We start from the raw sequence: 21,922 nt of genomic DNA on the forward strand, positions 1-21,922 counted from the left end.
CTAGCGCTTCTGGAACAGAGGACTGGTGACAAGCGATTCGATCAAGGTGGCAAGCTGATAGTCGCCCGCCTTGGTTTCATCGGCGATCTGTTTGAGCTCTTCGCGATCTGTGAAGGTCATGCCACGGCGTAGAGCATAGGTAGCGAGCTTGTCTGTGATGGCGGCGGCGAACTTGTCGACGTCCTCCACCATGAGCTTCCGCAGTTCGACTGAATCGGAAAACTTGCGCCCATCCGGTAGCATGCCACTGGGGTCGAGTTTCGGGTTCTCGCCGGTGCCCTCCTTCGACTCCTCCACGAGGCGGAAGCGACCGATGGCATCGTAGTTGTCAAACGCGACACCGAGGGGATCGATCTTGTCGTGGCAGGCGGTGCAGTTCGGATCCGCGCGATGCTGCTCGAGCTTTTCACGCACCGTGGTCTTCGGCGCATTCGCCACAGGCGTGGCGAGCGCGGGCACGTTCGCGGGAGGCGGGGCTGGTGGCTTTCCGACTATCGCCTCCAGCACCCACACGCCGCGATGCACCGGGCGATGCCGCGTGCCATCCGAACTGAGGCTCAGGATGGAACCCTGCGTGAGCAGGCCACCTCGCTGGTACTCGGGCTTCAGTGCCACTTTGCGAAACTCGCCTCCACGAATGCCCTCGATGCCGTAGTGCATGGCAAGGCGTTCGTTGAGCATTGTCCAGTCGGAGTTGAGGAACTCACGCAGGCTGCCGTTGCGCTTCAGGATTTCGGCAAAGAAGCTCAGCGTCTCGCCCACCATGCTCTGTTCAAGGTTCTCGTCATAGTCGGGATACAGCACCTTGTCCGGAGGGAACATGCCCACCTTGCGAAGCTGCAACCACTGGCGTGGGAAACCCACAGCGAATTCCTTCGCCTTGGGATCTGCCAGCATGCGACGCACTTCGGCACGAAGTGTCTCTTTCTCCTGCAGCCTGCCTTCCTTCGCGAGATCCAGCAGGCGCTGGTCCGGCGCGCTGCTCCAGAGGAAATAGGAAAGACGCGAGGCGAGCTCGGAGTTGGTCAACCTTTGTTCGTTCTTCGCAGCGTTCCCCTCCTCCAAATAGAGGAAACTCTTGGAGCACATGATGGCAGCGAGGCCGCTCTTCACCGCAACTTCAAAGCTGTCGCCAAGTTCCTGCGCTTTTGCGATGGGCTTCAAGAAACGCTCCACCTCGACCGGCTGCACGGGGCGACGCCAGGCGCGGGATGCGAAGCGGGTGAGAATGTCACGCGCATAGGCGGCATCTTTCGTCGCGGTGTCTCCGGCAAAGAAGATCTGCTGATGCGCCTTCGTAGGCCAAGAGTCGACGATGGGACCTTCCCACTCCACGGAGTCGAGGATGAGCGTGGGCTGGATGGGCTTGAAGTCGTCATCCGTGAGCTTGAGCTGCCACGGCACACGGCTGCGTACATTCGTGAAGGCATTTGGCGTGCCGGAGTGGCGCGAGCGGCGACCTTCGGGATTCGGTCCGGGCACGGAGTTGATGATGCGGATGGGATACTTCCCGGCGATGAGATGCACACGCGCTTCCACCATGATGGGCTTGTCCTCCGGTGCATCGATGTCCTGCTCCAGCAGGGTCTTGTCCACGCTCGACATGTACATCTTGATGCGCGGCGGGCGACCACCCTCAGGGCGCAGGCCGCTGAGCTTGACGCGCAGGATGTATTCCCCCGTGGTCTTCACCTCCAGCGGCCAAGTGTCCGTGGTGTAGTTGTTCGGGACAATTTCAATGCGCACCTGATCTGCGATGCCGCGGGCCTTGTACTCCTCCGAAAAACCTTTCCAGCGCATGTCGAAGGCGCCCCAGCGAATCACATCACGTTTCGGCTCTGGTCGAATCGAGAGCGCCTCATCCAGCACGGCGTCCGCCGCTGCGAGGTATTTCTCCACATGCGCGGGAGACAGCGTGAGCACGGAACCGATGCGCTCGAAGCCATGCCAGTCGGGGTCTTCCGGCAACCCGGTGGGCGCCTTCACATCGAAGTTCACACCGAGCAGGTCTCGCACCGTATTCGCGTACTCCACACGGGTCAGCTTGCGGAAGGCCACACGCTCGCGGCCGGAGGCCTGATTGGCCGCCTCTGCCTCATGGAGCTGGCCCACAATCCACTCCGCCACCTTGGCCACCTCCGCCGGCTTGGGGCGGGGCTCATCATCCGGCGGCATGTCCCCGGAGTTGATGCGGTTCATGATCTCCTCCCAATGCGCCATGGACTTGGGCGACGTGGGGTCCACCGCCAGGGTATCCACGCGCAGATCCGCCTTCTGCTTTTTCTCCCCGTGGCAGCTATTGCAGTGCTCTGCAAAGAAGGGCTTTACCACTTTCTCGTAGTCTTCGACCGCCGGGGTACCTGGGGAGACGGCGGCGGCCAGCGCCACAGGTGTCACAGAGGACACACGAACAGCGAGGGCGAGGGTGAAAAAGCGGAGGGTAAAACGAGCGGATACTACGGGCATCGGGGGGCGGATTTACAGTAAGGCCCCTGCCCCCGGCTCCTTTCATGCAATGTGGATGCAGGTATAGCGTCCTGGCAGTCTCTCTTGTTTTACGGAAACTCATTCCCTCACAACACCCGCAGAAGAGGTTCCGGAATCATTTCGCTTTGGAGGCAGCCTTTTTTTCCCGAATCTCCGCGTACGCGTCGTATATCATCTCCTCTGATAGTGGCATCAGATCCAAACGCTCAATTCTTTCCAGAATTCCCAGCCACTGAGTTTCGGGACGCTTCTTAAGGTCAAGATTGGGCGTGAAGACACCGCTGGCCTTGCACCAGACAGGTATTTTTGGAGGGGTAGGCGCGAGGGCAAAGGTCATGTCCTTTACTGTCACAAACCTACCCACTGGTTCATGGTCCTCGTTCACTGCACCCGCCAGCTTTTCGAAGAGCTCGGTTCCTCCAAACGGGCTGGTCCTTGCAAAACAGACAATGGTTACCAGCTTCCCCACGTAATTCTCAGGGTGCTTTTCCAAGTCCGTGTAGGTCACCTCTATCGCCACCGCCTTGGCCCTTGCTGGTTCCGTACCCAAAAGGGGGCGAAAGTCACCCCAGTAAACAGACGCGACCACCACCAACATGAACAGGGAAGGATGCGCATTCATAGGCTGTAGCATGATCTAAATGTAAAATTGCAAGGCATCACTGGGGTGGGGGGATGTCCCGCTCAATACCCCCAGTGGGCTGACCTCCGCTGCCGAAGGTGGGTTGGTAATGCCGCACGAGCGGCTGGTTCATGGCATTCTGAGTAGCCAGGTATATCCCATGGGGATATTGAATGGATAATACTTTGTCAGCCTTGCTAAAGCTCGGGTCGTCATGATTGTGAGAATGATAGATAGCGCAAGGCTGCCACCCCTGGCCGACATCCTTGCATGACACAGACGCTCCCGTGGCCGCATTCAAGGTTGGCCGACAAGTCGCCCCACCCCAACCAATAAGTCCCACACCTGCGGTGAATGTGATTTTTTTGCCGTTCCAAGCTTCACCGTCCTCCTTCAGTCCCGTAGCGTTCGTCACGGTGGTAATCTGCTGAAAGGTCGCATCGTTCCAGGTTGTCCTAAAGCCCGGTCCGCTCCACGGGCCAGGATGCGCCTTAGTTCCCTGGTACTCACCACCTGCGCAACAAATCAGTCCGCAGAACTCCCTCCAAAAGAGTCCTTTCGGATGCCGTTTGAAACTCTGAAGGGTGTATTCGAACGCACGAGCAGAATGGACGTAACCGAAGTCATCCACTGTTTTCAGCTTACTGCCAGGATACTTCCGGAAAGTGTAAGGAGGAGTTTTTTTATTCATATTCTCCATCGCACGAGCATAATTTCCTTCTTCTTTCTTTATCCTCTCTTCTCGCGCCTTCTTCAACAAGGGGTCTTCCGGATAAGCCTTATTGCCTACGTGACCAATATCATCGAAAAGGTTCACAGGATTGTTCATGCAAAACGCGTAGACATTCAGTCCCCCGCTCTCTCCAGACGGGTCCCTTGTCAGCCACCTGCCAGCGTCCGGCGAGTAGTATCTTTGGCCATAATACAGCAACCCCGTTTCAGCATCGAGGTACTTTGTGCCATAGCCGAAAAGTGAAGTTTGCGGAGAGCTGCGACTAGTGAAGTCGCCCACAATCTGCCGTCCGAAGGGGTCATACTCCATCCGCTCCACCACCTCATTACTTTCACTGTCAACGTATTCCGTGATATTTCCAGTGCCATCATAACAGGGGAACAACAGTTGCGGAGAGGCTCCAGCCGCTTTGATGCGCTGGACCATGAGCAGACCGCCCACACCGCCAGCCTCATGCTCACTGCCACTAAGGTCCAATCCCCATGCATAGCAGCCCCATGCCCCCGCGCCATTGGGACTTACATCACACTGAGCGATGACATTCCAAGCATCATACAAAAATCTCCAATCGGCCGTTTCCAGCCACGCACCATCTTTCCAAATCAACACCCTCTTTCGAATGCGTCGATTTTCAGCATCATATGCATATTCCAGGCGTTGCGCTGGCACACCTGCATTGACCGCAACCGACGAAGTCTCCATGGCGCGCAGCCTGTTCTCTCCATCCCACTGGTAAGTCCAACGACCGTCCTGTAGCAAATTACCGTCCGCGTCGTAAACGAATCCCTCGGGAGTCGCAGCAAACCAAAGATGTCCCAGCTGCCGGACAGTGATGGAACCACCATTCACCCCGGCACCGGCCAATACCGCCTCGACCGTAACAGCCTTGAAGTCCGCGAGAGGAGCTCCACCCGAGGTAGCGCCCGCATGGAAACGGCCGGTGCTAGGATCACGACTCGCAGGAGTTCCGTCCACGGTGACTTGAGCCGCGGGATTCGCCTGGCCAAGAATCCACTGGCTGCTGGCGTGCTCCCGACTGGTAATGGCATTGGCGACATCAGCGCTCCATGAGAGATTTGTCAGGCCACCTGGTGTGTCGGCCAGTATCTCTGTTCGGTTGCCAATACCATCGTAGCTGTAGCCAAAGGAATGCGCGGGCTTTGCTGTCGTTCCGTCCGAGAGCATCTTGACCGCTCCAGTCAGCTCTCCCCGGGGATTGTAGACGTACCCCCAAGTTTCTCCATTTTCACGAAGCGAGCTTTCACGACGGCCGGCGCTGTTATGACCATAGATATGCCGGCTCACCAATGGCCCATTAATACCCTTGTGCCAAGCCTTTGAAGTCAACCGACCACTTTCGTCATACACGTCGATATCCGTGAGCGCCCCCACACCGTAGGATACCCCAGTCATCCTGCCCGTCTCCGAATGGAATGCGTAGTCTGCTTGTCTTCCAAAAGCGCTCACTGAACTCATCTGTCCGGGAGCGTCATAGGAATAATTTGTTGTGCGAGTTTCGCCACGATAGTTCCAGGTTATCGAGGCACGCCTCCGCGTGCTGTCAAATCCATGGCTTATTTGAGCGCCATTCAACAAACCTCCAGTAATAGATTCGCCGCTGGCGATGCCCCCAGGTCCTGCATACGCATACGTGTGCATACCAGCTTCATCCGTCATGGTGCGACGCTGGCCATCCCCATAGTAGGTGAAGCTCACCGAGGGTGTTCCGTCATTATAGCTCAACTGGCTGATTCGCCCCGCTGCATCGTAGCTGTAGGTGGCCTTCAGCCGTTGCCCGGGCGAAACCTCACGCGCCGATATACGCTCGTGCAACAGGCCATTGCTCAGGTAGTTGTAGGTTACCGCGCCACTCTGCGCGTCAGTTTTGCCCGTGAACATTCCCGTAGCCGGATCCCGGTTCCACGTCGTGATGTCCGCTACTCCTTGGGTGTCTCCACCTCGAAAGGTGTGCATCTGCGAAAGATCTCCGTAGATATCGTACACATATCGAGCAGGATAGACTGCGTTGCCCGCGTGCCGGACCACTCTTCCAGCAGAGTCATATTCACTAAGCACGATGGCTCCTCCCTGTTCCGTAACCTGCTTCAGACGACCGGCGTTGGGATGGGCACTGTCCGGGTAGTATTCGTAAAGGGCAACTATGCTGGAATCAAACGCACCTGCGGCACGGACTTTTTCCATCTTGCAGCGCTCTCTGATAGTGCCATCCGGAAGATCATCGTATTCCCAGAGGCGACTCACACCCGATGGAGTCGTAGTAGAAATCAACCTTTCAAGCCCATCGTACTCGTGGGAGTAGGTTCCCGTCCCTTGCGAGGCACTCTCAGAAACGAGCAGTCCATTCAAGTAGGTGCTTATCTTTGTCAGACTGGACCGATTCGTAGTGACTGCCGTGGTCACAATCTTATTCGCGGGGTCAAGTACCGTTGCAGTGGCAGTTATCGTTCCATTTGAGTCAATTTCCTGAGTGAGTGTGCTTGCCGAGCCTGTCAATTTGCGCCTTTCCACACGGGTGACGAAGTCATTGCGGCTCGCTTCATTGAGCGTCTCAATTGTTTTGATGACTTCCCACCAAGCCCCACCTTCCTCCTCATAACCCACCTCGGTGGCAGTGATCGGCTCTCCCAAATCGGCATTCAACACTCCATTTCCGTTCAAATCCGATCCGTTCATACATGGGCGGCCAAAGAGATCAAATGCAAACAATTTCGTTGCTACGCCCGTAGCTTCAGTCCGTATGCGCTGCCCCCGTGAGTTGTATTGATGGGTGGTTATGAGCGATGCAGCAGACGCGACAGGACTAGGTCGTTCTTCCTCTATCAACCATCCCAAGCTATTGATCGTTAGCGCGCTCCATCGCTGGCTATTTTCCGTTCCATAGCGGATAGTCTCTGTGATCGAGCCGTTGGCGTTAACCACATAAGTGTGATATTCAGGTACTACAGCGGTACCTGTAATGCTCTTGAGCCGGCCATCCAGATAACTTTCAACGATACAAGTGCCTCCATCGGCAAAAGTTTCGGTGACCCTCAATCCCCCAAGACCGTAAGACGTCGTAACTGCCCGACCAAGTTCATCGACAGAGACGACCGCACGGCCCGCCAAGTCCCGCGTGCCAGATTGAACTCTTTTCAGAGCTCCCGCGGTTGTGGTGGTAATTACGGTAAAGCCGCTTTCAGCACTGGTTGTCACGATATCCGGCGCCCCATTCGCGCCCAGCTTTGCCGTGCTGATGGTTTCACCGGACTCCGGATCGATCGTCGTACGGATTGTGATACCGTGACGGTCGGTCTCCTCACGGGTGGCGGCATCGACCTGAACGGCTTTGTATATCTCCACACCATCCTGCAAGCTGCTGATGCGCTGTCTGGTTTCCGGGTCGTAATCGTGCACCACAGTAGATATAAGCTGGGCACCATGAAAAGTGCGCTCATTCCGAAGAAGACCCTGGTAATCGCTTTCTGTGACACTCACCCTGGGATCCGAATCCAGAAGAACGAAGGTTTCAGGATCAATGGCGTGTCGCGTCTCAATAACTCTACGGGCGTTTCCAGGTTGCTGACCGGCCGGTGGAGGGCTCCAGTCAAAGGTTTTGGTTACTTCATCCCATGTCCCCCGCTCATAACTGTAAGAGGTGACCTGCCCTGTGGAGTTCACAGTGCGGCGCACCTCGCCCAGACCGAAATGCGCCTGGCTCGCGTCTCTCAAGATCATTTGACCGTCCCAAAATTCGTAGTCCGCCGTGAAGCGCTGGCTCATGGTGATATTGAAACTGCCATTAAATAGGTCCAGATTGGGCGGCGGGCCTGGAGTGTCAGGAGGAAAGTGCGCGGCCGTGCGCTCGGTCCATGTCCCGGTGGCGACCGCGTTCCATTCTCCTTCCACCATATCATTCCCTGAATCCGATGCATTGGGCGGGAGGAAAGCGCTGCCATTCCCATCGAGGTCGAGAGTTTGATTCGCTCCAGCGGCCGTGGTGGTGATAGTGACCGTGCCTCCGTTGACGGCCACATTAATCATTCCTGTTCCCGTGAATGGGCTGTTTGGATCGTTGATGAGTGCATCACGTAACGCGTTGGCCATGCCCTCCGTTCCCCCGTTGGAATTGATGATCTGATTGCCTACATCCATCATGTAGAATGTGCCGTTGACACGGAGCGAGATCCAGCCGCCGCCACCGGGGTCACAAGTAATGTCAAGACGCGCCGGCTCCGCAGGGATCGAGGTGCGCTGTTCGACGGAAAAGACCGGGGGGGCGCTGTGATTGCGCATGTGCCATTTGCCACTCGCAGCATCATAAAGCGCGGTCTTGCCGAACAGATTGCCAAGAGCTTGGGCAAAGCCCTGTTCCGAAACCTGCTGCCGGTGGATCATTCCCGGATCATTTGGGTCCGGAAAGGTCACCGCGACTTCCGAGCCAGCCACAACTTGGTCCCCTGATAAGGCTACCACCGCTGGACTCAATGCAGCCTCCCACGCGGGACCATGATTGTACAGGTCCCAGGTCTCTTGCACATATGCGTCCGGACTGGCGGATCGCTTCCATTCCGAAGCCCAGCGAGTCGCATGTGCGACTGGATCAATTTCATCGTACCACTCGCGTTTCCAGCTTCTCGAAGTCACCACTCCCTTGATGCTCTCGATCTCCCAATGTTCGGTGGCACTAACGCGCTGGTAGGTGGTCGCCTGACTGTTCTGGAAGGTAGCGGCTGCCGGATCGGTCACTTCGTTCAGCCAAGGCCGCAAAGTCCGAAGTAAAGCCCCGGTCTGGGGATGATATTCATAGGATGTCCACGACCCATCAGGTTCCTTCTGCCACTTGAGTTTCCCAACGATCGCAGGACTTCCCGAGGTATAGTACTCGTAACTCGTAGTAAGAACAGTGTTTTGATTGGCCTTGACGACTTTGAGGACCAACTCGTCGCCCCATGGATACTGTTGATATGTGGAAGACTGGCTGCTAACTAACACCTCCTCGTTATCGATCACGCGGTAAGCTTCGACTTCAGTCGAGTAGCTGCCATTGACGCGTGGAGTTTCCATTCCGGAAGAGATTCCTCCATCCGGTGAAACCTCACGCCAGACGCGGCCGCCTCCGGGATTTACTTTTCCGTAAAATTCCCACGTCTTGGTGATTCCATTGATGGTCTGTGTGTAAATGAGGCCCGGAGGAAGACTCTGCGTTTCCTCTGTCCGCTCCAGAACATGTACCCCCAACGGTGGATCTCCCGGTCCTGCAGTGCTGCTACGGATAGTAATGGTCACCTGATTCGTCCCGCTACGCTGTTCCTCCGCAACAACGCCATTTCCTGTGATTCGGCGTGAGATACCAGGGGCCGGATTGGCTACTTCAACAAAGGTCGAAGGTTGCCCAGGTTCATCAAAGGGAAGGTTCAACTCGAAATTGCCCTCATCCAGTAGCTCAGGGTCATCCAACTTGCCCGAAAAGGTGAATGTCCCCTTCGCATATCCCCCTGAGTCACGTCCCAAGCCAAAGCTCACACCGACAGGAACTTCGGGACCGCCACCACCGCCGCCACCGCCGCCACCGCCACCACCACTTCCCCCTGGGCCGCCGGGACTACCACCCCCTGGATCATGCGCAGGGGAAATGTCTGGGACCCAAGCGACCATCTGAACGGAATCATTCTTCGGCTGATTGGCACTTGCATGCGGTTGGGGATCTGTGGGAGGCCTGCCGGGACTTGTCATAACGTCTTCTTCGTGCTCCTGCCCCCAGCGACTGAATCGCGGGTCACTGTCAGGGGATGGAGGGTCATGCGGCTGGCGGGTATCATACTGCACCGCCTCCTCCATCGTTTTATCAAGCAGATGAAAGGTCTGGCTGTCCCCTGCAGGAATGTCCTCGCCCAGATAGTCCTCCGAACTACGAAGAGAACTGGCCTGGCTCTCATAGTTTTCATCATACAAATACAAAGTTTCGGTCCGAATCCCATAGCGGTAATACTCCAAATAGTAATAACGCTTCTCATACATCGGCGGTTCGCCAGGGTCGCCAGGGGTATCCGGACAATCCTGAGAGTTATAGTCCGAATTCGCCCATGCATACAACGAGACACCACTCTGCCAGAAGGTGTCTGTGCTGCGCTTGCTTAGAAGTAGCACGGTTGGGCAAGCGCCGAGGGATACACTGACATCCGCGCCGGCACATGGCCCACTTTCGCCACCATCTTGGGCACTAAGCGTAAGCGAATAACGGCGCCCCGGTTTCACACTGAAGGCCTCGTATCGTGTGTTTGGCACTTCACTGGGTGACAGGTTGAAGTTGGATACCTCGTTCAGTCCGCTGAACTGTGCCTCTCCCAAGCCATCGAAGATCGTCCCCTTCACGATGATCCCTTCACAAGCACATTGTGCGGTGGCTACTCTCGCCACCCCCAACCAGATCAGTGACACGAGCATCGACCAGAGCAAGCTCCTGCCGAAACGGTGTCCCATTGTCCCAAGTGCTGCCCACAATGCAGCTCCACTCCTGCGCACACAACAGTTCAAGATCATAATGGATGATTTTTCGAAAATGACTATTCAAGGCGCGTGAACACACGCAGTCTCACCAGGCCATTGTTAGACTGTGCATCGGTGGGATCGGAACCCTCCTCCACCTCCTGACTGTCGGAGACACCATCACCATCGCTGTCCGCGAGATAGGGATCGGTTCCATGCTGGAATTCCTCGCCGTTTGTCAGACCGTCGCCGTCATTATCCTCCTGGCCGTCGCTCATACCATCCTCGTCCGTGTCTGCGATGACCGGATTGGTGGCCAGTTCGTACTCTTCAATGTTGCTCAGCCCGTCTTCATCGGCATCCGCGGCAGCGTCGTCGTGGCGCACGTACAGGCCCAACGAAGGATATTTCCAGCGGCCATATTGATGCTCCCAGACATCTGGCATGCCATCACCGTCGAGATCATCCGGTGCCTGCCGCACGAAGCGCGGACTCGTACCCGCCAGGGCGTCGTCATACCAGTCAGGCAGGTCATTGTTGTTTTCGTCCTCCCACTCAGGTGCGGTTTCCGGATAGACCAACGCGGCGACCAGGAAGTAAAGATCTGTCAGGCCCTCGATTTCACGTGAGTTTGTGCTCAGCGGAGATAGAAGCAGGCCCGCTTCCTCGAAGTTCAATACACCGTCGTTGTCCGTGTCTGCCGTGGCATCGTTAGGATCGCTCTTATTCAGGCCATAGTAGTCCTCGAAGACATTCGTCATACCATCTCCATCGGCATCATAGCGAACCAAGTCGACATTGAGTGCGATGCCCGCGCTGTACTGGACCATGTTGCTCATGCCATTGCCATCCAAGTCACCAAAACCATCTTCAACATTCTCGGGCAACATCCCGTAGAAGATTTCAACACGGTCTGGTATCGTGTCGAGATCGGTGTCCGTGGTGTCGACGAGATAGTAATCCGTATACAAATCCCCCCAGCCCAGACCCTGGCTCAGCTGATAGGCATTCAGTGGATTGGTACTGTAGACCACGAGTTCTTCGTAATCAGTCAGCCCGTCATCATCGCTATCCACGTCATCGTCACTGGTGCCATAGCCGTTTTCCTGGTTCTGAGTAAGCCCATCGCCATCCACATCCACGTTATCGCCATTTGAGCCGTCATACGGCCATGCGTCACTCCAGTTTGGGAGTCCGTCACCATCTTCGTCTCCCAAGACAGAGTCGTACCACGAAAGGTTGTTGGCGCTGCTGTAGTTGGCGTTGTCATTGGGAAATGGGTCCCTGAAATTCTCGAACAAATCGCCGTCCGGATCCCCAAAAACATTTCCGTACCAGGCCGTTCCATTGATCTCGCTGTAGTTGGCACCGTCTTCGGGGAAGGGGTCCTGATAGTTTGGGAACGCGTCGCTATCCGGATCAAGGAGGACGCTGTCGTACCAGGCAATTCCGTTGAACTCGCTGTAATTGCTCTCATCCGCCGGAAAAGGATCGATGGCGTTTGGAATTCCGTCTCCATCGCTGTCTTCGTAAGGCGTGGCATCCTGCCAATTTGGGGTGCCATCATTGTCACTGTCGCCCAGCATTTCGCCGTACCAGGTTATCCCATTGATATCGCTGTAGTTGGTGTTGTCCTCGGGGAAGGGATCGTCACCGTCGTGGACACCGTCGCCATCGGAATCAGTACTTGAGGGCCCGTAGGGCTCGGAGTCCTGCCAGTTGGGCACCTCGTCTCCATCAGCATCCCCAAACACCTCGCTATACCACTCGATGTTGTTGGTGGGACTGAAGTTGTTCGGATCCGAGGGGTAGGGATCCGTCCAATTGAGGAATGAATCTCCGTCTATGTCTCCCAAAACTTCGCCAAGCCATGTGGTCTCGTTGATGGGGCTGGTGTTGGTATTATCAGATGGGAAAGGATCGACCTCATTGAAAAAGCCATCTCCATCGTCATCTGGATAGGGAGAGGGATCCAACCAGTTGACGGTACCATCGTTGTCCACGTCTCCCAGCACCTCCCCATACCAAGCAATGCCCTGGGTGGGATTGTAATTGGAAGGATCTTCGGGATACGGATCGGAACTGTTGAGGATGCCGTCCTCATCGATATCATTCGGAGGTCCATTGGGCGCAATGTCCCGCCAATTGGGGATACCGTCACCATCCATGTCATCCAAAACCTCATTTCCCCAGGTGATACCATTGAGAGCGGAATAGTTGGTTCCATCCTCTGGAAATGGATCTGAATAATTGATGAACCAATCGCCATCCCCATTATCAAACGCGCTGTTGTACCAGTAGGTTTGATTTATCGGACTATAGTTGTCGGGATCCATCGGGGCAGGATCTTCATGGTTCCCTATTGCATCTCCATCATAGTTGAAATAGGTGGCTCCGGGGAAGTTGGGGAGCTGACCTCCAGGATAGGTAATGCCAGTCACTCCATAATACTCATCATGGTCGCTGATGTCATCGCCATCGCTGTCCCAGTTCGTGAGTGAGGTGCCCAAGATAGGCTTTACATAGTGCAATTCATCTCCATCATTCAGACCGTCGAAGTCCGAATCGTAGAGATAGGGATTCGAACCCTCTGCGGCCTCTTCGTCATTCGTGGCGCCGTCGTAGTCGACATCACTATTCTGAAGATTGAGGTCCGCCAGCGTAGTAACCTGGCTGGTATTCGGATCGGTCCAGGTATCGTTTTGACCATCGGAGTCGCTGTCCGACCAGCTTGCAAAGCTGGTGGGCAAAGGGCTCAGAATGACAAGGCACGTCGCCACAATTTGAAGCCAACCCACCCATGGACGGCGGAACCGGGACAGCAAAGGCTCTGGACGCACGCGGGCAAAATCAGACGGGCACTGCATAATTTTCCCAGAAGATTGCCAACGAATGGAGCAAAAAGCGCCGGCCACGTCGACACTTTTTAGGAAAAATTCTTACAATGAATCCAAATTAAACCAGGGAGGCTCGTAGTGGATTCATGATGCTTCCATTGTCCGTGCCCAGCGCTTGCGCAGTGGTCTCCTTCCGCAGAATACCCCCACTGTCAGTATCGCGCCCGTGAGGGTCCCGATTCCCGCTACTGGCCATCCCCACCCTCTGCTTGGGTTCGAAGTCGCTTGGGCCACATTCCCAGCCTTCCTTATTTCTGGCACGTTCAGACGAGAGCTCCGGTCTCCGGGCAGCAGGATCTGCCATCGAGTCTTCCCATCTGGCGACTGTCCTGAACGGTGAACCTCCCACAGTAGTGCCCCGAGTTTAGTTTCAGGGCTGACATGGAGACAAACGGCTTCGTATTTCGGCAGTTCCAGCTCCCAGCGTGCCGTCACCCAGCAATGCTCTTCGCCCCCGTCTGCCGGAGACTGCACGGGAACGGGAACGGTGGCATCCGTCCACTCCTTTTGCACGGACCAATCAGGCTCGCCCAATGGCCTGCCTACCACGCCGCGACTGGCGGGCTGTTCCTGGGCATCGGGAACCTTTTGAAGGTCGAACATCGTGGCCAACGCCTCCCGCGCCGTTTCCTGATCGGGCACAAGAGGATTGCTGCGGCACTCGACGGTGGCCTGCAGCGTTACCTTGCCGCCCGGGGCTTTTCTCTCAATGCGGGCGTATACGAGGTCCGTGTCATGGGCCATCAAAGCTGCGGGCTGCAGCAAGATGGCGACCATGACGATGCTCCACCAAACAGCGCGTTTCACTGCTTCCGATTCCACCGCAGCACGCGACCGTTCTTATTCCACTCTGTGACCAGGATGTTTCCTGCCGCATCAAAAGTGATGCCATGCGGCGAGGTCACGACGCCCTCATGCCACTGGGCTGGCTCCACCTTGTTGGTGTTGATTTCTCCTGAGGTCTCATTGGTGCCTAGCGTGATGACCGTTCGTCCCTGTTTGTCGAGCACGCTGACGCGCCCGGCGATCTCCGCGATGCACACATACTCGCCATGGAACGACGCCGAGGATGGACGGCGCAGGCCGGTGGCGAGCTCGCCAATGACATCACCCTCCAGGCTGAGATGCAGCAGGCGCAGGTTCACGCGATCACAGCACAGGATGCGGGGCTGCTCGTAACGCGGATCGATGAAGATCTTGTGGCAGTTGCTCAAGTTGTAAGGGGCCACCCGACCACCGAAGACCTTCTTGAACTTGCCTGTGGCGTCGAAGACGAAGATCCAATCAAGGCCGTAGCCGTCCACGGCATAGATGTCGCCGTTGGGAGCCACATCCACAGAGGTGAGCTTCAAACCTTTAGGGCCGCGCTTCTCTTCCGGAAAGGCGCTTGCGGGAATCTCCATCAGGATCTGGCCATCCAATGTGGCCTTGATGACCTTCTGCTCTCCAAGCACCGCTCCGTAGATGACGTCGTGACGAATCACAAACCCATGCAAGGTCTTTGGCAGATTCGGTACATTGTGGGAGTAGCTGCCATCTGGGCGATACACCTGGATGCCCGGCTTGCCCGCGGGATTTCCATCACCGTCCACACTGACGTAGATCAGCCCCTTGGAATCCACCGCAATCTCACCGTGGGAGTTTCCCATGTGCTCGAGTCCTGCCGGTGGTTTCAGCCAGCCCGCCACGTAGTCATAGGCGGGATCTCCGGCCCGGCAGGCGGCTGCTGCCAAAAAGTTGCAAATGATAGCAATTAATACGGTGTAATACATCTAGCTGAATGCAGCAGTTTCCATGCTGCGCCACTGCGAATTGCTTTGATGGCAAATTTTTCAATCCCGGACGCTTCGATCGTCCGGAGTTTTGCTGCATCCGCTGGCTACATTTCGCGAGGTGGCAGATCCCAGCGCCTGTAGTGTGCCGGGATCTCCTTTCCCAGGATGAGCAGCTCCAAAGCCTCTTCCACGGTTTTGCCCACGAAGGCCAGTTCATAGTCGTCTGTCAGATAGGCGCGGCCTGTCGCATCCAGCCAGAGCGAGCCCTCACCCCAATACCAGGTCGCTGCCACCGGAAGGAGATTGGGCAGGCCTGAGAGCACCGCCAGACGCTCATGGTGCTCATAGTGCGCATTCACGTAGTACGCGTTGCAGAAGAGCTGCGAGCCAATCGTCAGCCCACCAAACTCCGTCAGGAATCGTTCCCCGGCCTTGTGCATGGGAAAATGGAGCAGTTTGAGCTCCGCATCCGTCTCGCGACCAGCATACCAGCCGGACTTTTCCAGCTTGTACTCCAGCTCTGGGGAGAAGCGGTGCTTCACAATCCCAGACTCAGCGCAAACTAAACGCCACACCAGTATTTTTTTCCAATGCCGCGTATTTGCCCCGGCTATGAATCAAAGCTCTTCGCACGGGGCTCGCGATCGATGGTGTCTGCGTCCGTGGGGCACGTGACGAAGGGACCACCCTCCAGCGGAGCGATCCCGGTGAAGGCGATTTCCGGCATGTCGCTGGGCTTTCCAGCCAGGGGAAACTCCTTGCGCAGGGGGAAGAAGGGATAGCCCTCCCACATGAGGATGCGGCGGAGATCGGGATGGTCGTCGAACTTGATGCCCATCATGTCATAGGCCTCGCGCTCATGCCAGTTGGCCGTGAGCCAGATGTCCGTCACCGTTGGAACATTCTGGTCTTCGGGGAGCATGGCTTTCACGCGCAGATGCTCGTGATGCGTCATCCCGTAAAGCTCATACACCATCTCAAACCGCGGCTCGGTCTCGTAATGGTCCACGCTGGAAATGTCCACGAGGTAGTCGAAACCCAGTTCATCGCGGCAGTAGCGTAGCAGGGGCTTCAGGGACTCCAAGGTCACGCTGACATTGTGCTCGCCACGGAACTCCGTGGTGCCGGTGATGGCAGGTCCGAACTTCTCGGTGAGGGCCTTGACGATTTGCGCGGCGTTCATGGATGACGTGACGTGCTGCTACAGCGGCGGCTTAGCTCAGTTCCTCCACGAGTTCCTTCTTCTGGTCGAGCAGGGAAGACTCAGCTTCGATCTTCTTCTGCAGACGGAAGAAACCTTCCAGAAGCGCTTCAGGACGGGGAGGGCATCCGGAAATGTAGACGTCCACCGGGATGAGGCGATCGATGCCTTGCAGCACCGCGTAGCTGCGGTACATCCCGCCGCTGCTGGCGCAGGCGCCCATGGCGATGCACCATTTCGGCTCCGGCATCTGGTCCCAGATGCGCTTCACGGCGAGGGCCATCTTGTAGGTAACCGTGCCGGCCACGACCATCACGTCAGCCTGGCGAGGGGAAAAACGGAAGACTTCCGCACCGAAGCGGGAGATGTCATAGCGGGAGCTGGCCGTGGCCATGAGCTCGATGGCGCAGCAGGCAAGACCCATCGGCATCGGCCAGAGGGAATTCTTGCGCATCCAGTTGATCGCCGCATCCAGCTTGGTGATGACGACATTGCTCTCGATTTTGGAATCGTAGGCAAAAGGGGTGACGATGGGCTCGGGTGCAGACATGGCGGCTCCTTGAAGATCATGGTAGTCCCTGCCCGGCCGGGGGCAACCGCTTTGTGAAATATTTCACAAGCTGAGAAAAGGCTGGTCCTCGACGCTTGTCTTGCAATTGAACACACTGTTATCTGGCAACGTGAGTGTAGCAGTTGGCGACATTATCCCCTTCACCGTCATCCGGGATGGCGGATACGCTTACTGGGGGACTTTTGAAGGCCAGACGGGATTCATGCATTGCGTGGAACTGTCACGTACCAAGCCGATACCTCCCGAGTGTCATCCGCGCGTGGGCGATGTCCTTAAGGTGCAAGTGTTTCGGCTCGTTACGGAGTCACAAGCCGAACTGCCCGCGGATGTAACCCACGGGGGCGAAATGGAGGTACACTTCGCGGCCTCAGTCGCTCTGCTTGAACCGCCACCTGCCTAACGTCGAAACGTCCTTCAACCCGTAAGCCGAATCCGCTCCCCAAAGGGAAACCGTTTCAGGTCCAGTCCACCCGCTGTCACCACCCACAGCACCGGGATGCGGGGCTGCCACTCGGGGAAGTGGCCGTAGCCGTCCGTGAGGTAAATCGCGAGGGCGGTCTCGCCATATTCCTGCGCACGCTCCACGTGCTCAAAGAAGGGGCGGAAATTCGTGCCGCCACCGCCAAGAGCACTCGGTGGGGGTTCAAAGGCGTCCAAGTGGTGGGGGCCATTCAGGGCGGAGTCCGCGTAGTAAAGGTCGCAGACCAGATGCGGATAGGCGGAGAGAATGCCCTGCACTTCGCCGAGGAACACGCTCATCTGCGCGTCCGTGACAGAGCCGCTGGTGTCCAGGCATACGTGTACGCGCACGCTCTCGCCTTCGAGTGCCTCCAGGTACATGCCGCGTCCGACAAAGCGCCGATCATACCCCGAGAAATCGGTGGGTGTGTGCACGAGATAACGCCAGAGCCACGAACGCCAGTCGATATGACCGGGCTCCAGACATTCCATTTCCCGGCGCATGGACATGGGTGGCGCCTCCTGCCCCATGCTGCGCATGATGGTGCGCGCCTTCTGCATGGCATCTACCCAATGACGCTGGAGGGCAGCAGCCTGGGCTTCGGAGCCTGCGGTATGGGTCTCGCCATCCTCCGATGCCAGGAGGTCCGCCATTTCTGGCGCAGGCATGTCCGGGCGCTCTCGCTTGAGGATTTCGTATACTTCTTCCGTGCTGAAGTGCGCGAGCTTGTCATCTCGCATGCCACCGGCTGGCAGTGCGAGGTCCGACTCGGCGAGGATCATGCCATTCACCACGATGTCCGCGGCCGTATTCCAGAGGCCAATGTCACGCCCGCCGCGGCGCGTGCAGTGGCCGAGCGCGGCATGAAGCACCTCATGCAGGAGCAGACCGTCCTGCTGCTCAGGAGCGAGCGCATTCCAAAAGATGGGATTGATGAAGATGGCCTCGCCGTCGGTGGCGGCGGTCGGCACATCCGGGGTCACCTCATACTTCGCAAAGAGCGCGAGCGCCGCGAAGAAGGGCTGCCTTGCGCGCAAGCGAAGGAGGGAAGCGCTGAGACACTGCTGCGCGTCCAGGCCGCCTTCGATGCTGTGGAGCGCCGTCATGCTCACTAGGCAGCCATGAGCTGCTGATAGCCGTGCAGATAGCTACGCAGTTGCGCATCTTGCGCCACGAGACGCGCAAAGGCCCCGAGATGCCCCAGCGCACGCATCTGCTTGAAGAGATCCACCACGTAGAGCTGCAGCCACTCCGCGGGCGCCTTTTCCGCGAGCCATTTGAAGCCGCGATAGCCGCGCTCCGGATCCGCCGCACGCAGGGTGAGGCCAATGGTCACCGCGTATCTTGCGGAGGGTTCCTTCGGGAAGGCAATCACCCTGGCCTCATCCACACCCTGGAGGATGGGCTCCAGATTCGGCAATTCATGATACAGCTCCAGGTAGGATCGGAATTCATCTGCCGCAGCCGGACCCACTACCGGAGCGATTTCGAGCCCCGCCGTGTGGAGCTTGCTCGCCATGACCCACGAACGCGGAGAAGGCCACGCAGGACGCTGCGAATCCAGCCGGTGCAAAAGCTCTGGACGGAAGGCAAGAAACGCGAGGATCTGCTCATGCACGCCGGCCGAGAGCGCATGCGTCTTGAAGCTTTCCCAACAAGCCTCCACTTCGAGATGCAGGAAACGGTTTGCCAGGGGCGCAGGCATGTCAAAAACGGCGGCGCGATCCTCCTTGCGATTGCCCGCGGCCCAGATGAACCAGCCTTCCGGCACTTCGTAGGAGCCCACACGACGATCCAGCACCAGTTGCTGCGCCATGCCCTGCATCGCCGGCGGAGCGAGATTGAGCTCATCAAGCATCAGTACTCCCCTGCCCTTGCGCGGGAGGAACTCGGGGGGAAACCATTTGGAGATCCCTTTCTCTGCCACGGGCAGCCCGCGGAGATCCGTGGGGGCGAGTTGCGAGAGACGCAGGTCAATGAATTCCATGCCGTTTGCCTGAGCGGTCTGTGCGACGATGCTGGACTTTCCAATGCCAGGCGGTCCCCAGATCATCACACTCAAGTGGAGTTGATGGGTGATAAGGGAGGTCAGGTATTCGCTGAGAGCTGCGGGAGTCATGCAGAAGCTGGAGCAGGAGAGTGAGGCGGCACGTCAGGATTCCGGGAAGCGCAGGGTGAACTGCTCGCGCGCTGCCGAGGCCACGGCGGTATTGGCGTCCTCGCGCAAATAGGCAAGCACTTGACGGGAAGTAGAGGGGTTGTGAGCGACGGCAAAACGCTCCATCCACCGGCCATGGAAGGCAGCCTTGCGCAGCATGTCCTGCGTGGTGTCTGGATGAGAGAGCGCACAGAGTCTCAAGGACACAGCGGAACCCGCGCCTGCGGATTGGAGCACCGGACCCATGCGTGAGCGACGCGCTTCCACCGGCGTGTTCGGATTTTCCAAAGCAGCGAGACGCACATCGTGACACGAATGCCAGAGGAGCTCCGCGAGCAGGTGAGATGGGGCCAGGGGATGCCGCGCCACTGCGGTCAGCACACCGCTCGCAGCAGCGCGGCGCTGCTTCGACACACGCGTCTGATCCAGTTCCGCACGTGCTACGGACTCAAGTACGCGAGGTGTCACCGCCCAGTAGGCTACCACCTGCAAACGGATCTCGCGTGCGAACCACTTCTGATCCACTGGCAGATCGCAGAGGCGCAGCAGGAGATGCGGGGGAATTGCGCGAACCTCGCGTCCATTCTGGCGAGCGTAGCTCTGGTGGTAGAGCAGCGACTTGCGGTCATGCGGATCCAGCCGGGGGATCAGCGCCTCAAGCACCGGGACAGTCAACACATCCCGATACACGAGCTTTTTCACCGCGGCCGGGAGTCTCTCCATGACACGGAGCAGCACTTCATTCGGCACGGGGCGATTGTCGAAGCACCCGCACAAGGTCTCCAGCACCCGCGTGGAACTTTCCTCCGTAGCCATGCGAAGCAACACAGAAGACGGCGTGTGCCTGCTGTAAGCCACGCGCCAGCGGACGTTCTCATCAGCGTCTCGCGAGAGCTGTGCCACAACCCCTTCCGGCACCTCGGGAGCGGCCACCACGGAACCGCGCACCTGGGGATGGGAGTCTTCCGCAAGGGCAAGCCGCGTTGCCAGTGGCGCCTTCACGTTTGCAGCCACAGTAGAACGGACTGCTTCTGAAGCGTCCTCGCCAAGACGGGCGAGCAAATCCGCGTCCGCAAGGTCGTAGGATGCCACACGCGCGCGCAGGAGCGGATCTGGGTGCAGTGCGGCCTCGTGAAGATCCGCCAGCGTGATTTCGCGACGCTGGAAGAGATCCATCAATCGCTTCCAATCCTGCTCCTGGGCCGTGGTCGGCGCATCGAGAGGTGTCGCGCCCCCACCGATGGGCGTGCCACCAATCGGAGTCTGCTGGAAATGGCGGTGCATGCGCACATCCACATCACCAGGCATGGCGCGGTTCCGCACGGCGAGCATGCGCACATAGCTGTCCCCATCGCGCATCAGTTCGCGAAGGATGTCGACGGGCACGGACCGGCGCTTGGCGAGAGTGCGACGCACTTCGTCATCCGCGTCTTTTTTCAGAAGGTGCAGAATGGACTCCTCGGTGGAGGGGTGGCGAGCCACGGTGACGCGTACCTCAGGCTCCACATCCACAGCCAGGCGGGACAGGGTGGAGGCATTAGCAGAGGGATTCGCCGCGACAGCAGCGCGCACCTCCTTCGCCGGATCAGTGGCAAGCTGCTCCAGCAGCGAATGTGGGCTCTGACGATTTTTCGCGACGGCCTGGCGGATGCGCCAATCATGATTCCCTGCCAGGGACATCAACGTCGGGACCGGGGTGGAGGGATTCTTCGCCGCGCAACAGCGAACCATGAATTCCCCATGCACCCCGGCGAGTTTCATGAGGGACTCCGCCGGTGTGCGGGCATGGCGGGCGGCCAGCCTGCGGGCAAACGGCCCGCCCTCCGCGAGTTGGGACAGGCTCTCCGGCTCCATGTCACGCCGGCCTTTCCCCAAAAAACGCAACTGTGCGTCCGCGCCGGCATCCATCAGGAGCTGGAGACGTCCGTGCAGAGGGCCGCCTTCCCCTTGCTCCTGAACACATTTCGCGGCGCGCATGCGCAGCCCAATCTCGGAGGATTCCAAGGCGGAAAGCAGCAGCCAGGTCGGTGCCAGTCCCAAGGTCACTACCTCAGCAAGGGCCGCTCCCCCCCGAAGCTGGAGGCCAAAGGAGGGCGTCTCCTCGGCTGCTGCGTTGCCATTGTACCGGGTGGACCGACTGGTGCGGTGCAGCCGGGCTGCCTCACGGATCTCCTCATTCGGATGGCGCTGAAGAGGCACCAGGAATTCTCGTGGCGGCTCCTCCAGTTTTAGGATCTCCCGAAGCGCAATTACAGGCAACTTTGCAGGAAAATTGGGATCCTCCATCAAGAGGAGTGGCAGCACCGGATTCTTCAGCACCGCCTCCCAATGCCAGCGAGCCAGCCAGACAAGTAACTCATTGGAGGCGTTTGGGTTAGCCGCCACAGCCCTCTTCTCCCGGGCACCGCCGTTGCGGGCCAGCTCATGCAGGCGCATCGGAGGGGTGGAAGGGTCCGCCGCCTCCTCAAGCTGGGAGCCTTGAGGGAGAGTCATTTGAGAGTGATGGCCTGAACTTTCCTAAATCTCATATAA

12 protein-coding genes are annotated in these 21,922 nt (G+C 57.9%); all 12 read right to left on the reverse strand.

All coding sequences use genetic code 11. From position 1 onward, the window contains the following. The gene (locus DES53_RS11885; RefSeq protein ID WP_113958477.1) at positions 1-2,466 is read right to left on the reverse strand and encodes a DUF1592 domain-containing protein; all 2,466 of its coding nucleotides are present in this window, start codon (positions 2,464-2,466) and stop codon (positions 1-3) included. Positions 2,467-2,602: 136 nt separating this feature from the next. Continuing rightward, positions 2,603-3,085 (reverse strand): hypothetical protein, encoded by a 483-nt coding sequence (locus DES53_RS11890; protein ID WP_170157044.1) that lies wholly within the window; start codon positions 3,083-3,085, stop codon positions 2,603-2,605. 61 nt (positions 3,086-3,146) lie between these two features. Beyond that, positions 3,147-10,280, reverse strand: coding sequence for an RHS repeat domain-containing protein (locus DES53_RS11895; protein WP_211325526.1), 7,134 nt, complete (start codon positions 10,278-10,280; stop codon positions 3,147-3,149). A gap of 125 nt (positions 10,281-10,405) precedes the next feature. Further along, complete coding sequence (locus DES53_RS11915; RefSeq protein WP_147263363.1) at positions 10,406-13,078, reverse strand: hypothetical protein; 2,673 nt, start codon at positions 13,076-13,078, stop codon at positions 10,406-10,408. Positions 13,079-13,309: 231 nt separating this feature from the next. After that, positions 13,310-14,032 carry a hypothetical protein gene (locus DES53_RS11920; RefSeq protein WP_147263364.1) on the reverse strand — a complete coding sequence of 241 codons (723 nt, stop codon included), beginning with the start codon at positions 14,030-14,032 and terminating at the stop codon, positions 13,310-13,312. Then, positions 14,029-14,958, reverse strand: a complete 930-nt coding sequence (locus DES53_RS11925) for an NHL repeat-containing protein (protein ID WP_113958485.1) — start codon at positions 14,956-14,958, stop codon at positions 14,029-14,031. The genes DES53_RS11920 and DES53_RS11925 overlap by 4 nt, the downstream gene beginning before the upstream one ends. A 146-nt stretch (positions 14,959-15,104) precedes the next feature. Beyond that, the gene (locus tag DES53_RS11930) at positions 15,105-15,542 is read right to left on the reverse strand and encodes an SUKH-3 domain-containing protein (RefSeq protein ID WP_170157046.1); all 438 of its coding nucleotides are present in this window, start codon (positions 15,540-15,542) and stop codon (positions 15,105-15,107) included. A 68-nt stretch (positions 15,543-15,610) separates the two neighbouring features. After that, positions 15,611-16,183: an NADH-quinone oxidoreductase subunit C gene (locus DES53_RS11935; protein ID WP_113958487.1), complete on the reverse strand. Its 573-nt coding sequence runs from the start codon at positions 16,181-16,183 to the stop codon at positions 15,611-15,613. A 31-nt stretch (positions 16,184-16,214) separates the two neighbouring features. Continuing rightward, positions 16,215-16,751 carry an NADH-quinone oxidoreductase subunit NuoB gene (gene nuoB / locus DES53_RS11940; protein ID WP_113958488.1) on the reverse strand — a complete coding sequence of 179 codons (537 nt, stop codon included), beginning with the start codon at positions 16,749-16,751 and terminating at the stop codon, positions 16,215-16,217. A gap of 435 nt (positions 16,752-17,186) precedes the next feature. Beyond that, positions 17,187-18,338 (reverse strand): vWA domain-containing protein, encoded by a 1,152-nt coding sequence (locus DES53_RS11950; RefSeq protein ID WP_113958490.1) that lies wholly within the window; start codon positions 18,336-18,338, stop codon positions 17,187-17,189. A 5-nt stretch (positions 18,339-18,343) separates the two neighbouring features. Next, positions 18,344-19,351: an ATP-binding protein gene (locus DES53_RS11955; protein ID WP_113958491.1), complete on the reverse strand. Its 1,008-nt coding sequence runs from the start codon at positions 19,349-19,351 to the stop codon at positions 18,344-18,346. Positions 19,352-19,384: 33 nt separating this feature from the next. Beyond that, positions 19,385-21,883, reverse strand: a complete 2,499-nt coding sequence (locus tag DES53_RS11960) for a variant leucine-rich repeat-containing protein (RefSeq protein ID WP_147263365.1) — start codon at positions 21,881-21,883, stop codon at positions 19,385-19,387. Positions 21,884-21,922 lie beyond the last annotated feature (39 nt).

The organism is Roseimicrobium gellanilyticum, from assembly GCF_003315205.1.
In the GTDB taxonomy this organism is placed as follows: Bacteria; Verrucomicrobiota; Verrucomicrobiia; order Verrucomicrobiales; family Verrucomicrobiaceae; genus Roseimicrobium; species Roseimicrobium gellanilyticum.

Excerpts from the sequence above, each read along its gene's own strand:
- DES53_RS11885 (WP_113958477.1), bottom strand. The coding sequence starts at position 2,466 with ATGCCCGTAGTATCCGCTCGTTTTACCCTCCGCTTTTTCACCCTCGCC.
- DES53_RS11890 (WP_170157044.1), bottom strand. The coding sequence starts at position 3,085 with ATGTTGGTGGTGGTCGCGTCTGTTTACTGGGGTGACTTTCGCCCCCTT.
- DES53_RS11935 (WP_113958487.1), bottom strand. The coding sequence starts at position 16,183 with ATGAACGCCGCGCAAATCGTCAAGGCCCTCACCGAGAAGTTCGGACCT.
- nuoB (WP_113958488.1), bottom strand. The coding sequence starts at position 16,751 with ATGTCTGCACCCGAGCCCATCGTCACCCCTTTTGCCTACGATTCCAAA.
- DES53_RS11950 (WP_113958490.1), bottom strand. The coding sequence starts at position 18,338 with ATGACGGCGCTCCACAGCATCGAAGGCGGCCTGGACGCGCAGCAGTGT.
- DES53_RS11955 (WP_113958491.1), bottom strand. The coding sequence starts at position 19,351 with ATGACTCCCGCAGCTCTCAGCGAATACCTGACCTCCCTTATCACCCAT.
- DES53_RS11960 (WP_147263365.1), bottom strand. The coding sequence starts at position 21,883 with ATGACTCTCCCTCAAGGCTCCCAGCTTGAGGAGGCGGCGGACCCTTCC.